General features: G+C 33.3%; 19 protein-coding genes and 1 tRNA gene. 9 read left to right on the top strand and 11 right to left on the bottom strand.

Annotated elements, in window-relative coordinates:
• The 3 genes from NAT47_RS09715 to NAT47_RS09705 form a co-directional block, all read right to left on the bottom strand.
• Positions 1–1,659 (bottom strand): peptide MFS transporter, encoded by a 1,659-nt coding sequence (locus NAT47_RS09715; RefSeq protein ID WP_250582278.1) that lies wholly within the window; start codon positions 1,657–1,659, stop codon positions 1–3.
• An 81-nt stretch (positions 1,660–1,740) separates the two neighbouring features.
• Complete coding sequence (locus tag NAT47_RS09710; RefSeq protein WP_250582276.1) at positions 1,741–3,249, bottom strand: peptide MFS transporter; 1,509 nt, start codon at positions 3,247–3,249, stop codon at positions 1,741–1,743.
• Between the two features lie 27 nt (positions 3,250–3,276).
• The gene (locus NAT47_RS09705; protein ID WP_250582274.1) at positions 3,277–5,448 is read right to left on the bottom strand and encodes a S9 family peptidase; all 2,172 of its coding nucleotides are present in this window, start codon (positions 5,446–5,448) and stop codon (positions 3,277–3,279) included.
• A gap of 127 nt (positions 5,449–5,575) precedes the next feature.
• Here NAT47_RS09705 and NAT47_RS09700 point away from each other — a divergent pair, with 127 nt between their 5' ends.
• Positions 5,576–6,892 carry a hydroxymethylglutaryl-CoA reductase, degradative gene (locus NAT47_RS09700; RefSeq protein WP_250582272.1) on the top strand — a complete coding sequence of 439 codons (1,317 nt, stop codon included), beginning with the start codon at positions 5,576–5,578 and terminating at the stop codon, positions 6,890–6,892.
• Positions 6,892–7,806, top strand: coding sequence for a GYDIA family GHMP kinase (locus NAT47_RS09695; protein ID WP_250582270.1), 915 nt, complete (start codon positions 6,892–6,894; stop codon positions 7,804–7,806). The genes NAT47_RS09700 and NAT47_RS09695 overlap by 1 nt, the downstream gene beginning before the upstream one ends.
• A 53-nt stretch (positions 7,807–7,859) precedes the next feature.
• Here the strand turns inward: NAT47_RS09695 and NAT47_RS09690 are convergent.
• Positions 7,860–7,932: transfer RNA gene (locus tag NAT47_RS09690), tRNA-Phe, on the bottom strand.
• Positions 7,933–8,054: 122 nt separating this feature from the next.
• Here NAT47_RS09690 and NAT47_RS09685 point away from each other — a divergent pair.
• From NAT47_RS09685 to NAT47_RS09660, 6 genes are all read left to right on the top strand, one after another.
• Positions 8,055–8,789, top strand: coding sequence for a type III pantothenate kinase (locus tag NAT47_RS09685; RefSeq protein WP_250582268.1), 735 nt, complete (start codon positions 8,055–8,057; stop codon positions 8,787–8,789).
• Positions 8,782–10,038, top strand: a complete 1,257-nt coding sequence (locus NAT47_RS09680; protein ID WP_250582266.1) for a hypothetical protein — start codon at positions 8,782–8,784, stop codon at positions 10,036–10,038. Before NAT47_RS09685 ends, NAT47_RS09680 begins: the two co-directional genes overlap by 8 nt.
• Positions 10,039–10,114: 76 nt before the next feature.
• Entirely contained in the window at positions 10,115–10,675 is a 561-nt protein-coding gene (gene lptC / locus NAT47_RS09675; RefSeq protein WP_250582264.1) for an LPS export ABC transporter periplasmic protein LptC, read from the top strand.
• A gap of 46 nt (positions 10,676–10,721) precedes the next feature.
• Positions 10,722–10,913: a hypothetical protein gene (locus NAT47_RS09670; RefSeq protein ID WP_250582262.1), complete on the top strand. Its 192-nt coding sequence runs from the start codon at positions 10,722–10,724 to the stop codon at positions 10,911–10,913.
• Between the two features lie 4 nt (positions 10,914–10,917).
• Positions 10,918–12,183 carry a hemolysin family protein gene (locus NAT47_RS09665; RefSeq protein ID WP_250582260.1) on the top strand — a complete coding sequence of 422 codons (1,266 nt, stop codon included), beginning with the start codon at positions 10,918–10,920 and terminating at the stop codon, positions 12,181–12,183.
• A 99-nt stretch (positions 12,184–12,282) separates the two neighbouring features.
• A complete protein-coding gene (locus tag NAT47_RS09660) occupies positions 12,283–14,340 on the top strand; it encodes a peptidylprolyl isomerase (protein WP_250582258.1) in 2,058 nt (685 codons plus the stop codon).
• A 55-nt stretch (positions 14,341–14,395) separates the two neighbouring features.
• On the opposite strand, the gene NAT47_RS09655 is transcribed toward NAT47_RS09660, so the two are convergent.
• From NAT47_RS09655 to lepA, 4 genes are all read right to left on the bottom strand, one after another.
• Positions 14,396–14,833 carry a LexA family protein gene (locus NAT47_RS09655; RefSeq protein WP_250582256.1) on the bottom strand — a complete coding sequence of 146 codons (438 nt, stop codon included), beginning with the start codon at positions 14,831–14,833 and terminating at the stop codon, positions 14,396–14,398.
• Positions 14,824–16,092, bottom strand: coding sequence for a Y-family DNA polymerase (locus NAT47_RS09650; RefSeq protein ID WP_250582254.1), 1,269 nt, complete (start codon positions 16,090–16,092; stop codon positions 14,824–14,826). Before NAT47_RS09650 ends, NAT47_RS09655 begins: the two co-directional genes overlap by 10 nt.
• A 60-nt stretch (positions 16,093–16,152) precedes the next feature.
• Positions 16,153–20,412 carry a T9SS type B sorting domain-containing protein gene (locus tag NAT47_RS09645; protein WP_250582253.1) on the bottom strand — a complete coding sequence of 1,420 codons (4,260 nt, stop codon included), beginning with the start codon at positions 20,410–20,412 and terminating at the stop codon, positions 16,153–16,155.
• Between the two features lie 115 nt (positions 20,413–20,527).
• Complete coding sequence (lepA, locus tag NAT47_RS09640; protein ID WP_250582251.1) at positions 20,528–22,324, bottom strand: translation elongation factor 4; 1,797 nt, start codon at positions 22,322–22,324, stop codon at positions 20,528–20,530.
• 160 nt (positions 22,325–22,484) lie between these two features.
• On the opposite strand from lepA, the gene dusB reads away from it, so the two are divergent.
• Complete coding sequence (gene dusB / locus NAT47_RS09635; RefSeq protein WP_250582249.1) at positions 22,485–23,480, top strand: tRNA dihydrouridine synthase DusB; 996 nt, start codon at positions 22,485–22,487, stop codon at positions 23,478–23,480.
• Positions 23,481–23,484: 4 nt separating this feature from the next.
• On the opposite strand, the gene NAT47_RS09630 is transcribed toward dusB, so the two are convergent.
• From NAT47_RS09630 to NAT47_RS09620, 3 genes are all read right to left on the bottom strand, one after another.
• A complete protein-coding gene (locus NAT47_RS09630; RefSeq protein WP_250582247.1) occupies positions 23,485–23,844 on the bottom strand; it encodes a nuclear transport factor 2 family protein in 360 nt (119 codons plus the stop codon).
• Positions 23,845–23,950: 106 nt separating this feature from the next.
• Positions 23,951–24,847, bottom strand: a complete 897-nt coding sequence (locus tag NAT47_RS09625; RefSeq protein WP_250582245.1) for a pseudouridine synthase — start codon at positions 24,845–24,847, stop codon at positions 23,951–23,953.
• Between the two features lie 28 nt (positions 24,848–24,875).
• On the bottom strand, positions 24,876–25,796 hold the full coding sequence (locus NAT47_RS09620; protein WP_250582243.1) for a geranylgeranylglycerol-phosphate geranylgeranyltransferase: 921 nt from the start codon (positions 25,794–25,796) through the stop codon (positions 24,876–24,878).
• Position 25,797 lies beyond the last annotated feature (1 nt).

The raw sequence follows: 25,797 nt of genomic DNA, 5'->3' as shown, positions 1-25,797 counted from the left end.
TTAATGAATTCCTTTTTCTTGCATTACTTTGTTTAATTGTTTCAATAAAATGAACATTAATAAAGTAGCAAACATTAATAATCCGAAGTTAATCCAGAAGAAATCTTGTTTGTTATCATACGTATCCCAAAGACTCGCTAATACACCACTTAATTTATTTCCAATAGATGTTGATAAAAACCAACCTCCCATCATTAAAGAGGTAATGTTAGTTGGACTCAATTTAGAAACGACTGACAATCCCATCGGACTCAAGAATAATTCTCCGATTGTGATTACACCGTAATTGGCAACTAACCACCAAACGCTTACTTTTTCGGTTCCGTTTGCTCCCATATTTACGGCAGCAATCATTACTAAAACAGATAAAGCCGAGATTAATAATCCGAATGCAATTTTTGTTGGTGTTGATGGTTCTTTCTTTCTGCTTCTTAAGAATGTAAAGAAAGCTACAACTAACGGAGTTAAGATAATTACCCAACCTGGATTAATTGACTGACTTAAATTGGTAGCCCAAAGTGAAACAGAAGCTCCTTCTTCTGGCAATTTATCTTTCGCAACGTTTCTAAAATAAACTGGATAATCTACTGTTTTTTGAACTTCGCCATCTACTTTTTGAATACGGAAACTCGAATCGTATAGTTCAACTGTGTCTTTTTTGTACTCTACTTCTTTGGCTAATTTTAATCCATTAAAAACCGTTTGAGTGGTTCCTGTGATTTCTCTATCGGTATAACGATCTGCCCATGTATTTAATGCCGAACCATTCAATTTGAAAACACCCCAGAATAAAATTACTACTGCGAAAATGGTTAACAAAGCACCAATAGGTCTTTTATCTTCTGTTTTAGCTTTAAAGTATAAACTTCCGTAGAAGAAAATCACTGGAATACAAGCAAAGATAAAAGCATCCGTACTATCCGAACCAAAAATATAACCGTTTGGATTTGCCTCAGTTGTTACTCCTTTGATTAACCAACCAATCACTCCAAAAACAGCAGATGGAACTAAAATAAACATTACAATTTTCCAGAAAGGCATGTCGCCAGCTTGTACTCCTTTTTTCTCGGTTTTATCGCCATAATGTTTTGTTCCTAAAATGAAAACGATAACACCAATAAACATTCCAACTCCAGCCGCCATGAAAGCATACTGCCAACCTAATAAAATTTGTAAAGCAGCTCCAAAGAAGTTACAAATAAAAGCCCCCACGTTAATTCCCATGTAGAAAATATTGTAACCTTCGTCTTTTTTGTCTTTGTATTGTTCTTCGGTGTAGAAATTACCTAAAAGTGTTGAAATATTAGGTTTGAAGAAACCATTACCCACGATAACTAACGTCATGGCGATGTACAGCATGGTAATATCATGAATTCCCATCATGAAATAACCCGCTCCCATCATAATACCTCCTATGATGATGGATTTTTTATAACCCCAATATCTATCGGCAACTAAGCCTCCAATAAAAGGTGTTAAGAATACCAAGGCAATAAAAGTTCCGTATAAATCGGATGCTTCTTTCTCGGTCATAGCGAATCCAGCTTCAACATCTTTCAAATAAAGGGTAAAAATACCAATCATTAAATAGTAACCGAAACGTTCCCACATTTCAGATAAAAACAAGTAAGGCAATGCTTTAGGATGACTTTTCCACATAATTTATTGATTTTAAAAAAACAAACCTACAAGGAATCCTTGTAGGTTTGAAAGATATAAAAAATATTTTAAAATCCGAATCTATTCTGGCTGGCCTTCTACGTGGTCGTTGTGCATTCTTTTTTCTAACCAAGAACTCAATACAAATAAAATTGCAGCAGCAGCTCCCGACATAATAATGAACAAAATGAAGAACTCATATAAATTCGTGATTTGGAATCCTAAGAATGAAGTTGCACCTCCAGATCCATCTTCACCACCAGGAATTAAAGCACTTAATGTTCCTGCAAATTTGTTAGCCGCAGCATTTGCTAAGAACCAAGTTCCCATCATTAAAGATGATAAACGTAATGGTGCTAATTTAGAAACCATTGACAATCCGATTGGTGATAAACATAATTCTCCAATTGTATGAATTACATATAATCCAATTAACCACCACATTGACACTTTTTCACCTAATCCTAAACCTTTAACTGCAATTGCAATTACTACATATCCTAAAGCAACTAAACCAAGTCCAATCGCCATTTTTTTAGGAGAAGATGGTTCTAATTTTCTAGCGTATAAGAATCCCCAAACGATAGTCATAATTGGCGCTAAAGAAATTACTGCTAATGGATTTACCGATTGAAAATAAGAGGCTGGCATTTCCCAACCAAAAATAGTTCTTTCTGTTTGTCTATCCGCAAATAAAGTTAATGAAGCTCCTGCTTGTTCAAAAGCTCCCCAGAAGAAAATTACGAAGAAAGCTAAAAGGAAAATTACCGTAATTCTTTGGGTTTCAATTTTTGTTAAACTTTTATCACTAAAGATTAAAATTGGCATCGCTACCATAGCTCCATAAATAAAATAACTAATAATATCTACATCACTTTTAAACATTTGTTTAAAGTTCAACATGAAGAAAATAATTGCGATAGAACCAGCTATCATAGCAATACTTTTAGCATCTAATTTTTTTACTGGTAATCCAATCGCTTTTCCATCTTCAGTAACTAAATATTTCTTTTGACCTACAACAAAAGCCACTAATCCAATTAACATTCCCACTCCGGCTGCTAAAAATCCCCATTTGAAATCCATAGAACCACAAACTAATGGTGAAAAGAAAGCTCCTAAGTTAATTCCCATATAGAAAATAGTGAACGCACTATCAATTCTTCTATCGTTTGCAGGATATAATTGCCCTACCATGGTTGAAATATTTGGTTTAAAGAAACCATTTCCAATGATAATTGCGGTTAATCCCATCCACATTAAAGTAACACCTCCATCTGCTCCTACAGAAGCACTAAAGAACATGAAGAACTGACCAATTGCCATTAAAAGACCTCCAATCACAATACTTCTTCGGTTTCCTAAAAACTTGTCGCATAAATAACCTCCTAAAAGTGGTGTTAAGTACACTAATCCTGTATAACTTCCATAAATTTCAGAAGCATCAGCATCTTTCATTAATAATACTTTTGTCATAAATAGAATAAAGATGGCTCTCATTCCATAATAACTGAATCGCTCCCACATTTCTGTGAAGAATAAAAAGTACAGCCCTTTAGGATGTCCTGTTTTTACAGCATTGTTTTCCATATAATTTGTTTTAGTTTAATGGTTAGTTTATAATTTTTCTTTGATGAAATTCGTCATTTTAGTGTACAATTGTAAGCGTGTTTTTCCGCCGTAAATTCCGTGATTTTTATCTGGATAAATAGCCCAATCGAATTGTTTGTTCGCTTGCACTAAAGCTTCCACCATTTTCATAGTGTTTTGCACGTGTACATTATCATCAGCTGTTCCGTGAATTAATAAGAAGTTACCTTTTAATTTACTTACGTGATTGATTGGAGAATTGTTATCGTAACCACTTGCATTTTCTTGAGGCGTTTGCATGTAACGCTCGGTGTAAATACTATCGTAATATCTCCAAGAAGTCACCGGTGCTACGGCAATTGCCATTTTGAATACATCAGCGCCCTGGAACAAACAGTTAGACGACATAAAACCGCCATAACTCCATCCAAAAATTCCAATTCTTGAAGCGTCAACATAGTTGTATTTTCCAATTACTTTAGCCGCATCGATTTGGTCTTCTACTTCATATTTTCCTAGTTCTTTATAAGTACATTTCTTAAAAGCAGCTCCTTTATAGCCTGTTCCTCGCCCATCTACACAAGCTACAATATAACCTTGTTGTGCTAACATCATAAACCAATAATCATCGGTACTGTTCCAAGCGTTATCTACTTGTTGCGAACCTGGTCCAGAATACTGATACATGAAAACTGGGTATTTTTTATTTGGATCGAAATTTTTTGGTTTAATCATCCAAGCGTTTAATTGATGCCCTTTTTCAGTTGTTAATACAAAAAACTCTTTTGGAGTTACATCATATTTTGCTAATTTTTGCTCTACTGCTTCGTTAGAAACAATTGTTTTAATAACCGCGCCTGATTTAGAATCGTTTAAAGTGTAAGTTGGTGCCGAAGTAGCGCTTGAATACGTATTGATGAAGTATTGGAAATTCGGGCTAAAAGTAGCCGAATTTGTTCCGGTTTTTGATGATAATCTTACTTTTGATTTTCCATCCACTTTAATAGCGTAAACATCTCTGTTGATAGAACCATTTTCAACCGATTGATAATAAATCATTCCTGATTTTTCGTCAAAACCGTAGTAATTCGTTACTTCCCAATTTCCTTTAGTAATTTGTTTTTTCAATTTACCATTTTTGTCGTAATGATAAATATGATTGAATCCGTCTTTTTCTGATGTCCAAATAAAACTATTATCTTTTAAGAACGTTAAGTTATCGGTAACATCAACATAAGCTGGATCTTTTTCGTTTAAAACAATTTTTGTAGTTCCTGCATTGGCATCTACAAAATGTAAATCTAAATTATTTTGATGACGGTTCATTACCTGAACACTCAAAGTAGCCGCATCATTCGTCCATTTGATTCTTGGAATGTAAAAATCTTTGTAATTTCCTAAATTGATTTTCTTTGTAGTCCCTGATTTTAAATCGAAAATATGTAACGAAACAATCGCATTTTTCTCACCTGCCTTTGGATATTTGAAAACGGTTTGTGTTGGATATAAACCTTCGTTGTACATGTCCATTGAAAATTCTGGAACTTCCGTTTCATCAAATTTGATGTAAGCGATTTTATTTCCTGCTGCATTCCAATCATAGGCTTTTACAAATGCAAATTCTTCTTCATACACCCAATCCGTAATACCATTAATGATTTTATTTTTTTGTCCGTCTTGTGTAATTTGAACTTTTACACCTGATGATAAATCATGAACATATAAGTTGTTTTCAAATGCGTAAGCAACTTTGGTTCCATCAGGACTAAATGTTGGCTCTTGAATAACATTAGAAGTAAAACTATTTACCGTTTTTGATGAAATATCATAAATAAAATATTGTGCTGTAAAAGAGTGACGGAAAATTGGATTTGAATTCGTAGCAATTAAAATCTTTTTCTCGTTTTTATCGAATGAATAACTGTCAATTGATTTAACTTCTGGATGATTTTTGGTATCGAAAAGAGTACTCACTTTTTCTAAAGTGGCAAAATCATACAAGTCGATTTGGTAACTTCTTGTACTTCTATCAAAATTTAGAACGGTGTATTGATTAGTGTTCTTCATGGCATTTAAAGCATCCATACCTTTGGTTCTAAAGGCACCACCCCAAATTTCTTCTAATGTTATTTTTTGTTGGCCTACAACTGATAATGAGCTTACTACAAATAATAAAATCGCTAAACTGATCTTTTTCATAATATTATGTTCTTAAAAAACCTCCAATTTTAGTGATTTTTTAGAATTAATCCAATTTTTAAGTCATATTTCACAAAAAACTATCCACTAGGTTTTAGTATCTTTGTGTTAAATTTTAAGATTTGCTATGACACAAAACGTAAAAGGTTTCTCTAAACTTTCTAAAGAAGAAAAAATAAATTGGATAACTTCAACTTACTTTTCTGATGCAGAAGAAGCAAAAATCAATCTAAAAAAATACTGGAATTCCGATGAAAATTTGCAAAAATTACATGACGAATTTATCGAAAATACCTTAACCAACTTTTATTTGCCCTATGGAGTAGCGCCTAACTTCATTATTAATGGGAAAAGCTATACTATTCCAATGGCAATTGAAGAAAGTTCGGTTGTAGCAGCCGCTTCAAAAGCTGCAAAATTTTGGGGCGAGCGTGGCGGTTTTAAAACGACTATTATCAGTACCGAAAAAATTGGTCAGGTTCATTTTCTTTTCCATGGAAATTCAGAAAAACTAACTACTTTTTTCAATACAATAAAACCAACTTTCTTTGAGGATACGCAAGAAGTTACCAAAAACATGCAAAAGCGTGGTGGCGGAATTTTAGATATTGAACTTAGAGATAAAACCCATGAAATTCCAAATTATTATCAATTACATGCTACTTTTAATACCAAAGACAGCATGGGTGCGAATTTTATCAATACATGTTTAGAGCAATTTGCCAAAACTTTAGAAAATCAAGCGCAAGACTATACCGATTTTACTTCGAATGAAAAAAATATTCAAATTGTAATGAGTATTTTAAGTAATTATGTACCAAATTGCTTAGTAAGAGTGGAAGTTTCTTGTCCGATAACCCAACTTTCAGATGATAAAAACATAGACTCCGTTGAATTTGCTCAGAAATTTGCAACCGCAGTTCGCATTGCCGAAGTAGAACCTTATAGAGCCGTAACCCATAATAAAGGCATCATGAACGGAATTGACGCCGTAGTTTTAGCTACTGGAAACGACTTCAGAGCCGTGGAAGCGGGAATTCACGCTTATGCAAGTAAATCGGGACACTATTCGAGTTTATCGCATGTGAAAATTGAGAATGATATTTTTACTTTTTGGATGGAAATTCCGTTAGCATTAGGAACAGTTGGCGGATTAACTTCATTACATCCGCTAGTAAAATTCTCAATGGAATTACTAGGAAAACCTTCTGCAGAAGAATTAATGCAAATTGTTGCTGCCGCTGGATTAGCTCAAAATTTTGCAGCACTTCGTTCGTTAACGACCACAGGAATTCAACAAGGTCACATGAAAATGCACTTGATGAATATTTTGAACCAACATCATGCTACCAAAGAAGAAAAACAAAAGGTGTTGGATTATTTCAAAGACACGACAGTTTCGCATAGTTTAGTGGTAGATTATTTGGAAAAAATTAGAAGTTAATGGAGAGCCAAACTTTTTACAGTAATGGAAAATTACTCATCACAGGCGAATACATTGTTTTAGATGGTGCAAAAGCATTGGCTTTACCTACAAAATTTGGACAAAGTTTAGTGGTGAAATCAGGCACAAATCACCAAATTAAATGGACGAGTTTTGATGCCGATAAAAGCATTTGGTTTGAAGGCATGATTTCGTTTGAAGAAATAAAGCAAAGAACCATCAACGATAGCAATTCTGCTGTAAAAAACACCTTGATTGAAATTTTACATCAAGCTTTTATTCAAAATCCTTCGTTTTTAGAGAAAGAAGGTTATGAAATTGAAACGCATTTAACATTTCCAAGACTATGGGGTTTAGGAACATCTTCTACTCTAATAAATAGTATTGCGGATTGGTTAGATATTGATGCGTTTGAATTGTTGCAAAAAAGTTTTGGCGGAAGCGGTTATGATATTGCTTGTGCTAAGTCGAATTCACCTCTTGTATATCATTTAGAAAACGAAAAACCGCATTTTAAACCCATTCATTTTAATCCTGAATTCAAAGACCATATTTATTTTGTGTATTTGAATCAGAAACAAAGTAGCAAATTGGCGATTGCGAATTACATGTCGAAACACCATCATGTGAATGCCGTAATTTCAAAAATCAACACTATTACATACGAAACGATTGATTGTAAAGAATTAAAAGATTTTGCTAAACAAATGGAAAAACACGAAATTATTATGAGTGATGTTTTAGAAATGGAAACCATTCAAGAAAAGTTTTTTCCTGATTTTGAAGGAGTGATTAAAAGTTTAGGTGCTTGGGGTGGCGATTTTGTAATGGTGATTTCTAAAGAAAATCCAAAAGATTACTTTAAAAATAAAGGTTATTCTGTGGTACTCGAATATGAAGAAATGATTTTATAATCCTTTCTAAAACCTATAAAAAACAAAAAAACCACTCAAATGAGTGGTTTTTGTGGTACCTCCAGGAATCGAACCAGGGACACATGGATTTTCAGTCCATTGCTCTACCAACTGAGCTAAGGTACCTTTACAACTTTGAGCATTTCTGCTTGTTGATTGCGGGTGCAAATATAGAACCATTTTTATATTTTCCAAAACAAATATTAAAAAAAATCAATTTGTATATTTGCAGTTCCTAAAACAAAACCATGCTTTTAACCATCGATGTAGGAAATTCAAGAATTAAAGTTGCTGTATTTGAATACAATAAGCAAATGGAGCTTGTTATTTTTAATTCAAAAGAAGCTTTAAAAAATTTTCAAAATATTTTCAAAAAATATTCCAATCTTCAAAAAATCATCCTTTCTTCGGTAGGAAAACTAGATGAAAACGTTTTAAATTACATCAAAAGTCAGTTTCCTACAGAAATAATTACACACCAATCAAAATTTCCTTTTACAAATTTATATGCTACTCCAGAAACTTTAGGAATTGACCGAATGGTTTTAGCTGCAGGAGCCACATTGAAATTTCCAAACCAAAACAGATTAGTCATTGATGCCGGAACCTGTATTACCTATGATTTTGTAAATTCAAACAACGAATATTTGGGAGGTGCTATTTCTCCTGGCATTAGCATTCGATACAAAAGTTTGAACGATTACACCTCAAAACTTCCTTTGTTATCCATCAATGAAGCATTTAAAATAATAGGAAACAGCACAAAAGACGCTATTCATAGTGGTGTTATCAATGGTGTTATTTTTGAAATCGAAGGTTTTATTTCGCAATATTCTCTTAAAAATCAAGATTTAACAATAATTTTAACAGGTGGAGATACAGATTTTTTGGCTAAAAGATTAAAAAACACCATATTTGCCAATTCAAATTTCTTACTAGAAAGTTTGAATTTATTATCACTATACACACATCAAGATGATTAAAAAACTTATTGTAATTGTTTGTTTTTTTGTAGCTATGCCTACATGGGCTCAAGATAACACCGCGTCTCCTTATTCTTATTATGGTTTAGGTGAAGTAAAATTTAATGGCACTCAAGATGCTAAATCTATGGGAGGATTATCAATAGTTGGAGATAGCATTCAATTAGCATTAATGAATCCTGCTTCTTTTTCAAAGTTAAAATTAACCACATTTGCGGTTGGAGGGACGAATTCATCAACTAACTTTAAAACACAAAGTGAAAAAGAAAAAGCCCAAAGAACTAGTTTTGATTATCTAGCTGTAGGATTACCTTTTGGGAAATTTGGAGCCGCTTTTGGACTTAAACCCTACACCGCTGTAGGCTACAAAAACGAGAGCACATTTACAGACGAAACAGGAAATAAATTCCAGAGATCGCAAGGAAATGGATTTATCAACAAAGTTTTTTTAGGTGGATCTTATCAAATAACCAAAAAAATAAGTTTAGGGGCTGAAATCATGTATCACTTTGGAGACATCACAAATGATTACACCGAAACATTACTTTCGCCCGATCCTACGCAATACATCTCTAGAAAACGTGACTTTTCCAAAGTAAATGGTTTTGCATCTAATTTTGGAATGTTGTATCAAACAAATATCAATTCAAAACTTACTTTACATTCTAGTATAACTTACAGCCCAGAAAGCAGACTGAGCACCAACAATTCTAGAAACATTTCTACTGTTGCTTATGCTGGAAATGGAGCTGAACTAATTTATGACAATGAAGAAATTGATGTAATCGACAAAGATTTAATTATTCCTAGCAAAGTAAGTTTTGGAGCTGGAATTGGAAAAAATAAGAGTTGGTTAATTGGTACAGAAATTACATTAACCGAAAATAAAAAATTAGTTAATCGTTTTGAAGATCAAGCTAATGTGAGTTATGAAAACTCCACTAGAATTGCACTTGGTGGATATTATGTACCAAAGTATGACTCTTTTTCTAGCTACTTTGAAAGAATTATTTACCGAGCTGGTTTTAAATATGAAAACATAGGCTTAGTGATTAATAATCAAAGCATTAAAGATTATGGAATAAATATTGGTTTTGGATTACCACTTGGATTTTCAAAAGTTGATTTAGGATTTGAACTTGGCAAAAGAGGAACTACTTCAGCCAATTTAATTGAAGAGAATTATTTTAATTTAAGTATTGGATTGAATCTAGGAGCAAGATGGTTTGAGAAGAGAAAAATTGATTAATCTCAGAAAACAAAGCAAAATAGCTTAATTATGCTTTCTAACTTTTTTGATGAAAATTATCTCCAAAAGGAACTGAATGAAATTATTCAAAAAAAATAACATTGTAAACATAGTCACAATATTCATTGTGACTGTGTTTTTTTCATGTGAGAGTGACATCAAAAAAGTGCAACAACTCAATGAAACTAGTTTTATTCCTTCTGGCGAAGCTGATACTTTAAATTTAAAATATACCGATTCTGGTCGAATTAAATCGATATTAAAAAGTCCTAAAATGCTAGACTATGGTAATATTGAAAATGCTTTTACCGAATTTCCTAAAGGCATTAATGTTACTCTTTTTGACAATAATGGAAATACCACTACAGTTGTCGCAAATTATGCTATTTCTTATAAAAAAACCAATATAATTGACTTACAGGGAAATGTAACTATAAGTTCTCATAACGGCAAAAAACTAGAAACATCCCAACTCTACTTTGACCAAAAAAATGAATGGTTTTTTACTGAAAAACACTTTAAATACACAGATGAAGCTGGTGGTTACCTCGAAGGCCCAGGTGTAGATTTTAGTAAAGATTTTAAAATCTTCAATATGCAACAAAGTAGTGGAGAAGTAAACACTACTGAGAAATAATTATTTTACTTTACGCATTTTCATTATATTTGATAAAAATACAACTATGACCTACTTAAGATTTGTACAATACTTTTATTTAGTTTTTGCTGGATTCTTTTTCTACGATGCACTCGAGAAATATAATGAAGGTAAGCATTTAAACGACATATTACTAAGCATTGCAATTGCATTTGTAGCCATCGGAATGTTCTTTTTTAGACGCCATTTTCAAAAGAAATTTCAAAACAGAAGATAATTAAATGGAAATAACCATTATTATAATTTGTTTATTGCTCTCCGCATTCTTTTCAGGAATGGAAATTGCTTATGTGTCTTCTAACAAAGTATATTTATCTATCGAAAAGAAACAAAAAAACTTTAATGCTACAATTTTAAATAAACTTATTGAAAAACCATCACAATTTATTACTTCCATGCTTGTTGGTAATAATATTGTATTGGTTATTTACGGAATATATTCTGGAGAACTAATTTACCAATGGATAGCAAATTATTTCGAACTTTCTTCTTTTTTGGGATTGTTACTTCAAACCTTTATTTCGACTATTATAATTCTGTTAACTGCCGAATTCCTTCCAAAAGTTTTCTTTCAGATTTATGCAAATTCATTCATAAAGGTTTTTGCTTTACCCAGTTATTTATTCTATCAACTTCTTTTTTGGCCTACAAAATTCATCATTTGGATTTCTGATATTATATTGAGAAAATTTTTCAAAACTCCAGGAGACCAAGTTTCGGAATATTTCAGCAAAGTTGAATTAGGAAACTACATAACCGAACAAATGAACAACATTTCTAACGACAATGAGGTAGATTCTGAAATTCAAATTTTTCAAAATGCGCTTGAATTCTCCAATTTAAAAGCGCGGGAAATTATGACGCCAAGAACAGAAATAAGTGGTGTAGACATATTAGATTCTGTTGCAATTTTGAAAGAAACCTTTATTAAAACAGGATATTCAAAACTGTTAATTTATCAAAATTCGATTGATGATATTTTAGGTTATGTTCATTCTTTCGAATTATTTAAAAAACCTAAGACAATCAAAAGCGTAATGATTCCCGTAGAATACGTTCCCGAAACCATATACATCAAAGACGCCTTAGACCAGCTCACAAAAAAGAGAAAAAGCATTGCAGTGGTACTGGATGAATATGGAGGAACTTCAGGAATTATAACGATAGAAGACATCATTGAACAGTTGTTTGGTGAAATTGAAGACGAACACGATTTGGCAGAAGAATTAATAGATGAAAAATTAGATGAAAACATATATCTTTTTTCAGCCAGACATGATGTTGAATTTTTAAATGAAAAATACAATCTTCATATTCCCGAATCAGATTCATATTCAACCTTAGGTGGTTTCATCGTAAATTTTACTAAAGAAATACCAAGTAATGAAGAGAAAATAAATATTGATCATTTTGAAATTATTATCCATTTAGCTAGTAATAAAAAAATAGAATTGGTTCGTTTTTCTGTAAAAGAAGAAAAAAGGTAAAAATCTTTAAAAAAATAAAGTAAAATATGAGTTTACTATTTTATTATTAAATAGATAATTGTATTTTCGCCCTCTGAAAAAAATTAAACACAAATAAAAATGGCAGTTTTATCTAAAATTAGACAACGTTCATTCTTCCTAATTATTATCATTGCTTTAGCATTGTTTTCGTTTGTATTAGCAGATGTAATTCAAAGCGGAACATTCAATTCAGATGCAAACAACGTAGGTTCTGTTAACGGAACCGACATTGACGCTCAAGAATTTATGAAAAATGTTGCAATGATTGAACAACAAGGTCAAGGAACAACTTCTACTCAAGCTCTAAATAGTGCATGGGAACAAGAACTAAGAAAAATTATCCTTACCGAAGAGTTTGAAAAATTAGGATTAAAAATTGGTAGCGAACAATTAATCAATATCATCAAGCAAAATCCAAATTTATCTCAAAATCCAAGATTTTTGAATGCCGCTGGGTTATTTGATGAAAACAAATTTAAAGAATATTTAAAAGGAATCAAAAATGCACCAGATCAAACAGAATGGATGCAGTGGAAAGAATTTGAGAAAAATGTAGAAAGATACGCTGTTGAGCAAATGTATAACACGATGATCAAATCTGGCGTTTATACAACTAAAGCAGAAGGTAAATTCCAGTATAAATTAGAAAATGACAAAGTAGATTTTGACTACGTAACTGTTGCTTTCTCAACTGTAAATGATGATCAAGTAAAAGTTACTGATGCTGAGATTATCGATTTCATGAAGAAAAATTCAAAAAAATACAAATCTGATAATACTACAAGTGTTGATTTCATTTTAGTTGAAAACAAACCTTCTAAAGAAGATGAGCAAGCAATGCTTTCTTCTATTAATGAAGTTAGATCAAAATTTGATTCTGTTTCTAACATTGCACAATTTGTAAATGCAAACTCAGACATTAAATTTGATTCTACTTATGTAACCAAAAACCAATTACCAGTTGAGCATCAAGAAGCTTTATTTAACTTACCAGTAGGTAGTGTTTATGGACCATACGTTTATGGAGGACATCAGTGTATTTCTAAAATGGTTGGAAGAAAAGCAAATGCAAGTGCAAAAGCTAGTCACATCTTATTGTCTTACAAAGGAGCACCTCAATCAACTGCTACTAGAACTAAAGAAGAAGCACAAGCTTTAGCAAATACTTTATTAGCACAGGCTAAAGCTAATCCAGGTAACTTTGCTATGTTAGCAATGACCAATTCTGACGATCCAGGATCTAAAAACAATGGTGGTGAATATGACAACATTACTCCAGGACAAATGGTACCTCAGTTTAATGATTTCGTGTTTAACAATGCTATCGGTTCTATTGGGGTTGTAGAAACTGATTTTGGTTTCCACGTTATTAAAGTTACGGATAAATATAATGCAGTATTGTTAGGTACTGTTGCTCAAAAAATTGAACCTTCAGATGCTACAATTGATGCCACTTACGCAAAAGCAAGTCAATTAGAAGCTGATGCAAATGAAAATACAGATTTTGCTGCTGTAGCTAAAAAAGCTGGATTTGAAGTAATACCTGCTACTAACTTAAAAGGATACGACGAGTACGTTCAAGGAATTGGATCTCAAAGAGAAATTATCAGATGGTCTTTCAATAAGGACACTGAAATTGGAGATGTTAGACGTTTTGATATCCCTCAAGGTTTCGTTATTGCAAAATTAAAAGACAAAAACGAAACAGGTTTATTGCCAATCGATATTGCAAGACAGCAAGTAGAACCTGTAATAAAAAATCAGAAAAAGGCTGAAATCATTAAGAAAAAAATGAGTGGGAATTCATTAGAAGCTATTGCTAAAGCATCTGGAGCATCAGTTCAGATGGCTACTGGAGTGTCATTAAAAGCACCAATTGTTCCAAACATTGGTAACGAACCTAAAGTAGTTGGAAAAGCATTTGGATTAGCAGCAGGAAAAACTTCAGAAATTATTGAAGGAAATTCAGGTATGTATGTTGTAAGAGTAAAAGCTGTTGCCAAAGCTCCTGAAGTACCAAGTTATGCTACTTATATCTCACAAGATAAAATGCAAAATCAATCTTATGCTATCTCTAAAGCATTCATTGCTTTAAAAGACAAAGCAGAAATTAAAGATAACAGAGCTAACTTCTAAGTGTTAGACTATATCCAACAAAAATGGCTATCCGTTAATCGAGATAGCCGTTTTTTTATTTAATTTGTTTTATCACGTAAGTCACTATTCCCCAAATTATAAATTCATTATGCGGTTGTATTTGAATAGGAGTATAATTTGAATTTTCTGGCATTAAAAAAATAGCTTCATCTGTTTTCTTAATTCTTTTTACTGTAAATTCTCCGTCGATAAAACAAACTGCTACTGCATTATTTCTTGGCTCGAGACTTCGGTCGATTACTAAAATATCACCATCATCAATCCCGGCACCTATCATGGAATTCCCACTTGCCTTAGCATAAAAGGTAGCTTCCTTGTTCTTAATCAACATATGGTCTAAACTCACTTTTGATTCTTCAAAATCAGCGGCTGGCGAAGGAAATCCTGCTTTAATTTCACTTGTAATAAATGAAGTTTCGATTGGATTTTGAAAATCAGGAACAAAAAAAGTTATTTTTTGATTTACTTGCATTTTACTTCTAGTAATTCGTTAAAATTTGTTGTATATCGATTGGACAAATGATTCTGTTTCATTTTCCAAGTACGTTTTAAATCTTGTGACGCTAATCTAAGCTTACGCTCACCTGTTTTAGCCTGAACCGCATCCATAACTTCCATTATTTTTTGATATTTAGGATTCTCCTCGTCAAAAAGTTTAAATTGACGTTGTGAATCAGAAACAATTTCTGACACAATAACACCCGCTTTCTTATAGGCAGTTCCTTCTTGATACAATTCCTTCAACATCCTTATAGCTGTTTGACTAATTGAGAAAGAAGTGTTGGAAGGAAAAGGTAACGTTTGCATGCGATAAAAGCTATAACGTTCGCCATTAATGGTTTTGAATTTATCTTTTCGCAAGTACAGAATGACCGCATTGCAACAGGAATTTTGCTTACGTAACTTTTCAGAACAAACCGAAGCAAAAGTCACAACTCGCTCTTTAAGCTCATTAAAATCTGTAATATCTTTCTCAAAACTTCTCGTCACAGCGATATTTTTTTTTGCCTTAGGCTCTTCCATTTCTAAAACAGATTTTCCTTCTAACTCATACTTCAATCGTATTCCTACCACTCCCATTTCTTTGCGAATGAAAGTTTCATTATGAGATAGTGTGAAATCATAAGCTGTATTGATGTTTTTTGCTTTCATTTTTTTGGTAAGACGAAAACCAACACCCCATACATCTTCAATTTTAGTCCATTTTAAGGCTTTAATTCGTTTTTCGTCGGTATCGATAACATAGATTCCATTTGTACGTTCTGGAAACTTCTTAGCAATTTTATTAGCTACTTTTGAAAGTGCTTTTGTGGGCGCAAAGCCGATTCCAATAGGAATACTTAACCATTTCAGAATTCTGTGTTGGATTTCGGCACCATACATGTTGAGATCGGGAATCGTCATTCCTGAAAAATTCAAAAAGGCTTCATCGATACTGTAAACTTCAACATTGGGTGTATAACTTTCAAGGATTTTCATCACCCGATGGCTCAAATCACCATATAAAGCATAATTGGAAGAAAAAACGCGAATATCATGTTGATTTATCAAATCTCGAACTTGAAACTCGGGCGCACCCATAGGAATTCCTAATGTTTTTGCTTCATTACTACGCGAAATTATACAACCATCATTATTAGACAAAACCACAACAGGTTTGCCATTTAATTGTGGCTGAAAAACACGCTCGCAAGAAACGTAAAAGTTATTACAATCGACTAAAGCATACATTTTGTAAAGTTACCGTAACTTTTACAAAAAGAAAATGAGTCAATTGTTAATGTTAATAAATTATCGTTTCAAAGAAAAATGGGCTTTAAAAATATGTTTTGTAGTACTATTCTGTGGCAAATATTCAACTGTAAACCAATAATCCGTTGAAGGCAATTTCTCTCCATTGAGAGTTCCATCCCAACCAGAACTAGTTGGCGACATTTGTTTCAAGAATTTGCCATAACGATCAAAAATAGTAATCACTGCATCAGGTTGTTGGTACAGATCCCAAATATTCCAAGTATCATTTATACCATCTTCATTTGGCGTGAAATAATTTGGATAATTAATAATGTAAATTGGACCAATCATTGTGGGAGCACATCCAGCTTCAACATCATAAATATTTATGTAGTATTGGCCTGAAGTCAAATTAGTAAAAACATTGCTAGATTGGAATTCGGAAGTATACCCATTAGCGTTAATTAACTGATACGAATAATCACCATAGCCTCCTGTTATATTTACGGTAATGAAAGTATTGTTCTCAAATGGAGTACTTACCTCAAAATCAGCAACAGCAGGTCCTGACTGAGTAATTGTTACTGTAGTTGGATTAAAATTACAGTTGGCACCTACATCGGGAGTTAGTTTAATAAATTCAACTGTATAATCACCAGCTTGCGAGGCTGTATAAGTTGGCCCTGTTCCCATTAAAATTCCATTCAAAAACCAATTTACAGTAAACTGAGATGGACTTAATCCCGAATTCATCGTAAACGTTCTTAGAGTATCACCTGTTAAAGGATCTACGCAAATAATGCCACCTCGAATCGTAATATTACGTAAAGGATGGACTGTGAAAGTAAATGAAATTTCGTCGTTACAATTTGGATTTCCGATAGCTGAAGCATACACATAATATGTATAAGTACCAGGAGTAGAAATATTAAAATTCGTAATTAAATTTGCTGGATTACCACCTGATTGCGAATAGTAACCTATATTGTAATTTGTTGTTGGTAAAGTTGGTAAAATATAATTTCCACACTCTTCCGTATCAAACACCAAATTTAAGGCCGTAAGATTAGGAGTTTCTGAAACAATAACATCAAAACTATCCTGTTGAGTACAGATTATTCTATCTCCATTTACTGCATAAACATAAATAGTTGTTGTGGTATTAGGCGTATTAAAAACTGTTCCAGGCGGCACAGGGTTTACACCATTGGAATCATAAAAATATCCAACAGAATAATTAAAAGGTGTAGGAGCCACATGAGTTAGTGGAGGTAATTGATAATTATCAAACTCACAAATATTCACATTTGTATAATCAGGTAAATTGATTCCATTAAAAGTTACCGTGAAAGGTCGATTGATTTCACAACCTGTTGAATTATTGATGTTATATAAGTAAAACGTCTGAGTGCTACTAAATACTTCTGTTGAAGAAACAATTGTTCCTCCTCCGTTTGGCCCACCTGGTGCAGTATAAACAACTCCATTAACTGGCGAAGGAATAGTGTAAGGATTACATTCTGTTCTACTAATAACATTATCTGTTGGAGGAAATGGATTTAAAGAAATTGTAAAACTCGATTCGTTATCACATCCATTAGCATCAGGTCCGTTATAAATAAAATAAGTTCCTGGAGCTAAGTTTACTCCAGACAAATCTATCCTGTTACCTGGAAACAATTGTCTTTGACCAATCACTGATGGGCCTCCAGACAATGTGTAATACGTTCCATTGTTAAGAATTGGTAAAACAAATTCTCCACAATAAGTTCCGCTAGGAATTACATCTACTAAAGGTCTAGGGTGAATTGTAATATTATAATTTAAATTAGAAGTACAATTTGGCATCGTAGTAGTATTTGTAAAATAATATACTACTTGAGAAGTGGTTATATTCAAATTAGTAATTTGTGTTCCACCCCCATTAGGCGCTGTGTAATATCCTCCAAAAGAAACTGGTGGTAATGAATAAACACCACATCCTGACACGTTGGTAAAAACAGTAGTATCTACTAAATCAATTCTAAAATCGTTTTGAAGCGAACAATTTCCGGTTGTACCAGCACTTGTAGTATGCGCCAATTGATTATAAACATAATAAATTCCTGGAAAATTAGGTCCATTAACACTTATAACATCACCAGCAAACAAAGGAATTCCTGTGCCATTTGGTCCAGAAAAATAGTTGCCATTTGACAAAGGAGGTAAAACATAACTATCACAGGTTACCACATCTGCGGGATTGTCAACCAATGGTAATGGGTGTATAGAAACTATAAATTGTTCATCTCTACAAAAAACACCATCAATTTCAGCATAGTAATACAATGTTTGCGTTAAAGTACTTGAATTTGTATTTACATATTCTGTTCCTGAAGGAACAATAGTACCTGTTCCTGAAGGACCTCCGGGCTGAGTATAAAAATTACCTATATTTTGTAGTGGCACAGGAACAATGAATGTTCCACAATAATCTAATGGCAATACATATTCATCAATCAAGGTAAGATTAAAACTAGATTGATTTGTACATCCATTAGTATCTGGCCCAGAAAAAATGTAATAGGTACCGCCATCTACTAAAATATCGCCTGCATTGTATTGCACCTGACCTGGGGTTGTAGGTCCACCAGGCAGAAGATAATAGGTTCCATTAACTATAGAAGGTAAAGTAAATTGGCTACATTCTGTAGGATTTGGAATATCATCCACCGCTGGAAGGGGATTTACAGTGATTGTTAAAGAAGTAACATCGTAACAATTTGGATTTGAAACATCCTGCATTCGAATACCAATTAAAACTGATGATGTTCCATTTGGAATAGTTATAAATGAAATTGGATTAATACCAATATTTGCATCTGTTAACGAATTATGATAAGTTATCGAATAATTAGTTGGTGATAGACCGTTCAAAACTTCATCTGTTGTAGCACTTGTAAAACTATAAAAGGTATTTCCAGGACTTTCACAAATAAGAATTGGGTTAGGATCAGAAGCTTGAACTGTATTAGTTACTATTAAATCAAAAGTATATTCAGCATCGCAAAAATTTCCGGTTATAGTGTTAAAAACTTTAATATAAATTGTTTGACCTCCTGAGCTGGGATAAGCCACTAGATTTCCGTTGGGAATTGGATTATTTGCTATCATATCTGTTTGAGATTCATAATAGAAAACATCGTAAACTAGAGAATCAATGCCTAGTATTGCTTCATTATTGACTGTGAGATCAAAATTATAAGTAGTTGCACCTGTATTACATGTAAACAAGTTCAAGGGGTTTGAAACAGCTAGATCATTGAAGATAACAGTATCTGTGATTACACAAGATCCTCTAACCGCTTCTACTGAAAAAGTTCCTGCTTGAGTAACAGTATAAGTTGAATTCGTTTCGCCAGGAATCGGATTTCCATTTTCAAACCAAGTATAGGTATAAGTATTATCAAGATTTGTATTCAGCTGAACGGTATCACCAGAACATATTATTTGATCTGGTCCAAGATCTAAAGTTGTAGTAAAACTTCCCGCTGCTAAAAAAACCGCAGAGTCAAAACCGGAATTAGCATAATCACCAATCACCAATCGAATTCTATAAGGAGTATTTGGAACAACCGCTGAAGAAGCATTCATAACAACAGTTTGTCCCCGCATATTTAATGCTGAAGAAGGATTTCCAACATTATATGCGTCAAAAAATATTGGATTAACAGAAGCACAACTATTACTTGGACTTGCTGGATCATTATAAATACTATTTCTTATTGTAGTTACCGTTACTGGTGTACTTGAACCGGGGATAACCGCTAGATTAGTTGATACACCAGAAGATAAATCGGTTAAGACAAATGCGAAAACATCACTGAATTCACATTGATAAAAACCATATTCATTAGAGGCAAATAAAAAATCAAAACTAAAACTATTAGAAATCGGAATAAAATCAAACTCAAGATATTCAGCATTCACAATTGGACTTGTTCCTCCATTGTTATTACTTAACGTTTGTAAAAAAGAATCTCCGGAAACTGTAACAGCACTACTCAAATTAGTCCCTGTATAAGGTCCTTGTGTGTATGTTGCTACTCCGTTTCTAATAATTATTCCCTCAGAAATAGGAAAAGAAGAACCATTTTGGTTAAAGTAAGCCACTGCTTGAGTAGAAGAAACCGAAATATTAGAAACCTGAACACAGGAATTACCTAACAATAAATCAACTAATTGTGAAGGAGAATTTGTGGTATCATCAACCGTTATCCCTTGTGAAAAAGTATAAGTTGAACATAATAAGACCAATATTAAAAGTAAGTTTTTCAAGATCAATTGGATTTAATCATTTGAGTTAAAGGTAATAAAAAAACAAAATATTTATCAGCAAATAAAAAAGCTTAAATATTTGATAATATTTAAGCTTTAATTATTATGAAATCTTTTAATCGTTTAACTTCAAAACCGCCATAAATGCTTCTTGAGGAATTTCCACATTTCCAACCTGACGCATACGTTTTTTACCTTTTTTCTGTTTTTCTAAAAGTTTACGTTTACGTGAGATATCACCACCGTAACATTTTGCAGTAACATCTTTTCTCAATGCTTTAATTGTTTCACGAGCGATAACTTTTGCACCAATAGCCGCCTGAATTGGAATATCAAACTGTTGTCTTGGGATTAATTCTTTCAGCTTCTCACACATTTTTTTACCAATGTTATAAGCATTACTTTCGTGAATCAAAGCCGAAAGCGCATCTACTGGTTGTGCGTTTAATAAAACATCCAAACGCACTAATTTCGATTCGCGCATTCCTATTGGATGGTAATCAAAAGAAGCATATCCTTTAGAAACGGTTTTTAATCTATCGTAAAAATCAAATACGATTTCCGCCAATGGCATGTCGAAATTCAATTCAACACGCTCTGTTGTTAAATAGGTTTGATTTGTAATTAAACCTCGTTTTTCGATACACAAACTCATTACGTTTCCTACGAAATCTGATTTTGTAATGATAGTTGCTTTGATGTAGGGCTCTTCTACTCTATCTAATTTTGAAGGCTCTGGTAAATCCGAAGGGTTGTTTACAATTAAAATTGTTTCAGGCTCTTTTTTAGTAAACGCATGATACGAAACGTTAGGAACCGTAGTAATTACGGTCATATCAAACTCACGCTCTAAGCGCTCTTGAATAATTTCCATGTGTAACATTCCTAAGAATCCACAACGGAAACCAAATCCTAAAGCTGCCGAACTTTCCGCTTGAAAAACCAATGAAGCATCGTTCAATTGTAATTTTTCCATCGAAGCACGCAAGTCTTCATAATCTTCAGTATCTACGGGATAAATTCCAGCGAAAACCATTGGTTTAACATCTTCAAATCCTAAAATGGCATTTTGAGTTGGCTCTTTAGCATCTGTTATGGTATCTCCTACTTTTACTTCTTTTGCTTCTTTAATTCCTGAAACTAAGTATCCAACATCTCCAGTCGAAATTACATTTTTTGGAACTTGATTTAATTTCAATGTTCCAACTTCATCTGCATAATATTCATTCCCAGTAGCCATGAATTTAATCTTCTGCCCTTTTTTGATTTCTCCGTTAAGTACACGGAAAATAACTTCAATACCTCTGAAAGGATTGTAATGCGAATCGAAAATCAACGCTTGAAGCGGTTCGTTTGGATCTCCTTTTGGAGCTGGAATTTTCTCAATAATAGCTGCCAAAATATTTTCAACACCAAAACCTGTTTTTCCAGAAGCATGAATAATATCTTCCAATTTACATCCTAATAAATCAATAATATCATCACTTACTTCCTCTGGATTAGCACTTGGTAAATCCACTTTGTTTAAAACAGGAATAATCTCCAAGTCATTTTCTAACGCTAAATATAAATTCGAAATCGTTTGCGCCTGAATACTTTGCGCTGCATCAACAATCAACAAAGCACCTTCACAAGCCGCAATCGAACGAGAAACCTCATACGAGAAATCCACGTGACCTGGAGTGTCAATTAAGTTTAAGATATAATCTTCTCCTTTGTATTTGTACTCCATTTGAATGGCGTGACTTTTTATGGTAATCCCACGTTCGCGCTCTAAGTCCATGTTATCTAGCAACTGGGCTTTTTCTTCGCGAGCCGAAACGGTTTGTGTAGCACTCAACAATCTGTCGGCTAACGTACTTTTTCCGTGGTCAATGTGTGCAATAATGCAAAAATTTCTAATGTGTTTCATCTTTCAATGTAAAGTTCAAGTACAAGAGCCATTTTCATCCTCCAAACTCTTGTTCGTTTAATCTGCAAATATAAGCTAAAGTTTTGGATTTTAAACCCGAGAATCTTTAGAAACCCATTCGATTTAAAAAATTCCTATCTTTGCAAAAAATTGAAGCACCATGCCTAAAATTGGTAACATCATACTACCCGATTTTCCTTTACTATTAGCCCCAATGGAAGATGTGAGCGACCCACCATTTCGTCGTTTATGCAAATTACATGGAGCTGATTTGATGTATTCTGAATTTATTTCTTCGGAAGGATTGATTCGTGATGCGATGAAAAGTAAGCAAAAATTAGACATTTTCGACTACGAACGTCCAGTTGGAATTCAGATTTTTGGTGGTGATGAAGAGGCTATGGAAATGTCATCACGAATCGTAGATGCTGTTCAACCTGATTTGGTAGATATCAATTTTGGTTGTCCTGTAAAAAAAGTAGTTTGTAAAGGTGCTGGAGCAGGCGTTTTGAAAGATGTTGATTTGATGGTGCGATTAACCAAAGCTGTTATAAAAGGAACGAGTTTGCCTGTTACCGTAAAAACGCGTTTGGGTTGGGATGAAAATTCGATTAATATTGACGAAGTTGCTGAACGTTTACAAGATATTGGTGTGCAAGCCTTAACCATTCACGCCAGAACTCGTGCACAGATGTATAAAGGACATTCGGATTGGTCGCACATTCAGCGCGTGAAGGAAAACCCTAGAATTACAATGCCAATTTTTGGAAATGGCGATATCGATTCTCCAGAAAAAGCATTGGAATACAAAAACAAATACGGTTTAGACGGAATGATGATTGGTCGTGCTGCGATTGGTTATCCTTGGATTTTTAATGAAATTAAACATTATTTCGCCACAGGAGAAAAATTAGCACCACCAAGCATGAACGACCGAATCGAAGCCGCAAGAAATCACTTAATTTGGAGTATCGAATGGAAAGGCGAACGTTTAGGAATCAACGAAATGCGTCGTCATTATACCAATTATTTCAAAGGCATTCACGGATTTAAAGAATACAAACAAAAATTGGTTACCACAGATGGAATCAATCAATTATTGGATGTGTTTACTGAGATTGAGCAGATTTATGCGGATTATGTTTTCGAGGGGTAATTATCTACCCATGATACACCCTAGAAAACACAATCTTTCCGTCTTTAATTTCTAAAACTTCGGCTACCAACATATCAGGTTCACCAGCTACTTGACGAATATATTCCATAAAAACTCGGTCGGTATTAGCGGTTAACGAAGTTACTTTGTAGTGTAATGTTGGTAATCTATCAAAAGCATCTTGCCACCAAACGCGCATCGCTTCTTTTCCAATGATTAAACCATTGGTTTCGGGTTGGCGAATTTTTAATTTCGGACTGAAATGTTGGGCTTCGTCATCGTATAATTCCAATAATTTTTCTAAGTTTTTTGTATTGAAAGCATCGAACCATCGAATGGCGATTTGTTGTAGTTGATTTGGCATAAAGTCTAAATTTAAAAGCAAAGAAAGCAAAGTTTTTCGCAAAGATGTAAATAAAAAAGGCACAAAGAACAAAATCCAATGTGCCTGTGTATTTCAAAAAAAGCGTTTAGGCATTTTTTAAGTTAATAATTTCTTGTTCGGTTAAGAATCTCCAATCGCCTCTTGGTAAATTTTTCTTAGTTAAACCTGCGAAAGTTACTCGGTCCACTTTTAGAACATCATATTTTAAGTGTTCGAAAATTTTGCGAACGATTTTTACATTCGAAGTTTTCATTTTTAAACCAATTTCACTTTTTGGTTGGTCTTCAATATATGATATTTCTTCCACGTAAACACGGTGATCTTCGATAGTTAATCCTTTTTGAATACGTTCTAAATCTTCAAACTTCAAGTTTTTATCTAACGTTACTTGATATACTTTAGATGAACGTTGGTTAGGCGCAGTGAATTTTTGAATGATTTCATTGTCATTAGTGAACAATAGTAAACCCGTTGTGGTTTTATCCATTCTTCCCACAGGCAGTAATCTTGCTTTTGTAGCGTTTCGCACCAAATCTAGAACATTAGCTGAACCTTTTTCTTCATCTCCCGAAGTAGAGAAGTTTTTTGGTTTATTTAATAATACATATTCTTTCTTTTCTGGTGTAATGTTTACACCATCGAATTGTACTACATCCGATAATTTTACTTTGTACCCCATTTCGGTAATTACCACACCATTTACCTTTACATTCCCGCTTTGAATGTAAATATCCGCATCTCTACGGCTACACATTCCAGAATTAGAGATATAACGATTTAAACGAATTTCGTTTGGATTTGAAGGTTTTTTTGGAGATTTTGGACCTTTTGCTACATCAGACTTAGCAGCATCTGGTTTGGGACTGAATTTAGAAGGTGCCTTTCTAATAGGAGCATTCCCTCTTGAATTACTATTTTTTTTATAACCTCCTTGTCTTCCTGAACCTGGGTGAGGTTTATCGTTATCTTGATGACGTGACATATTCTAAACAATTTTTGCAAAGATATAACTAATATGCTGAAATCAATTTTTTGCCATGAATTAAAACCGATGGTTCGATTAAAACAATGCAAAAAACACCCGAAACAATGATAAATTTCAATAGAAAATGAAGTTTTAGGTATTCTGGTTTTGAAGCTGCTTTCCATAGAAGCAAAAGAAAAAACAGCAGAGCCATTAAACTCAGATAAAAGTAAATATCCATATAACCTACATCATATACTTCAATTAAAAAATAAACCGGAATTAGAGTAGAAATCGTTAAAACCGAAATTATCGATTTCGCCATTTTTTCACCAAAAACAACTGGAATTGTCTTATAATCCGTTATTAAATCACCTTCAACATTTTCTAAATCTTTGATCAATTCTCGAATTAAAATCAACAACAATAAGAAAGAGGCATGAGCAAAAATAACGTGATAAAAGTTCTTGTAATACATCAAAATTCCGAAAAAAGGCAAAACCGCTAAAACCGCTGCTGTAACGTTTCCAATCAAGAACATCTTTTTCAATTTATGCGAATAAAACCAAATCAGAAAAATGTAAGTCGAAAAAAACAAAACCGCACGCCAAGAAACAAAAAACATCAATAAAGCGACAATGAAATTAATTCCGAAATAGACTTTCAACTTCGTTTCCTGACTCACCAATCGGTCAATCATAGCTTTTTTTGGACGATTGATTAAATCCTTTTTCGCATCGTAAAAATTATTGATAATATAACCCGAAGCAATCGTTAACGTAGAAGCCACCACAATTAAAAACAAACGCCAATCGAGAATAATATCCAACGCTCGTTTCTCAGGAGCTAGAATAAAAATGGCGGAAAGATATTGTGCTAATGCTATAACCCAAATATTATATCCTCTTATCACAGAAAAGAAGCTAAAGATTTTAGTGAGGACTAATTTGGATTTACGAGTAAGCATT

Source organism: Flavobacterium fragile (assembly GCF_023634865.1).
GTDB classification, from domain to species: Bacteria; Bacteroidota; Bacteroidia; order Flavobacteriales; family Flavobacteriaceae; genus Flavobacterium; species Flavobacterium fragile.
The sequence above is the reverse complement of the archived record's forward strand: the minus strand, read 5'-3'. Positions and strand labels throughout refer to the sequence as shown.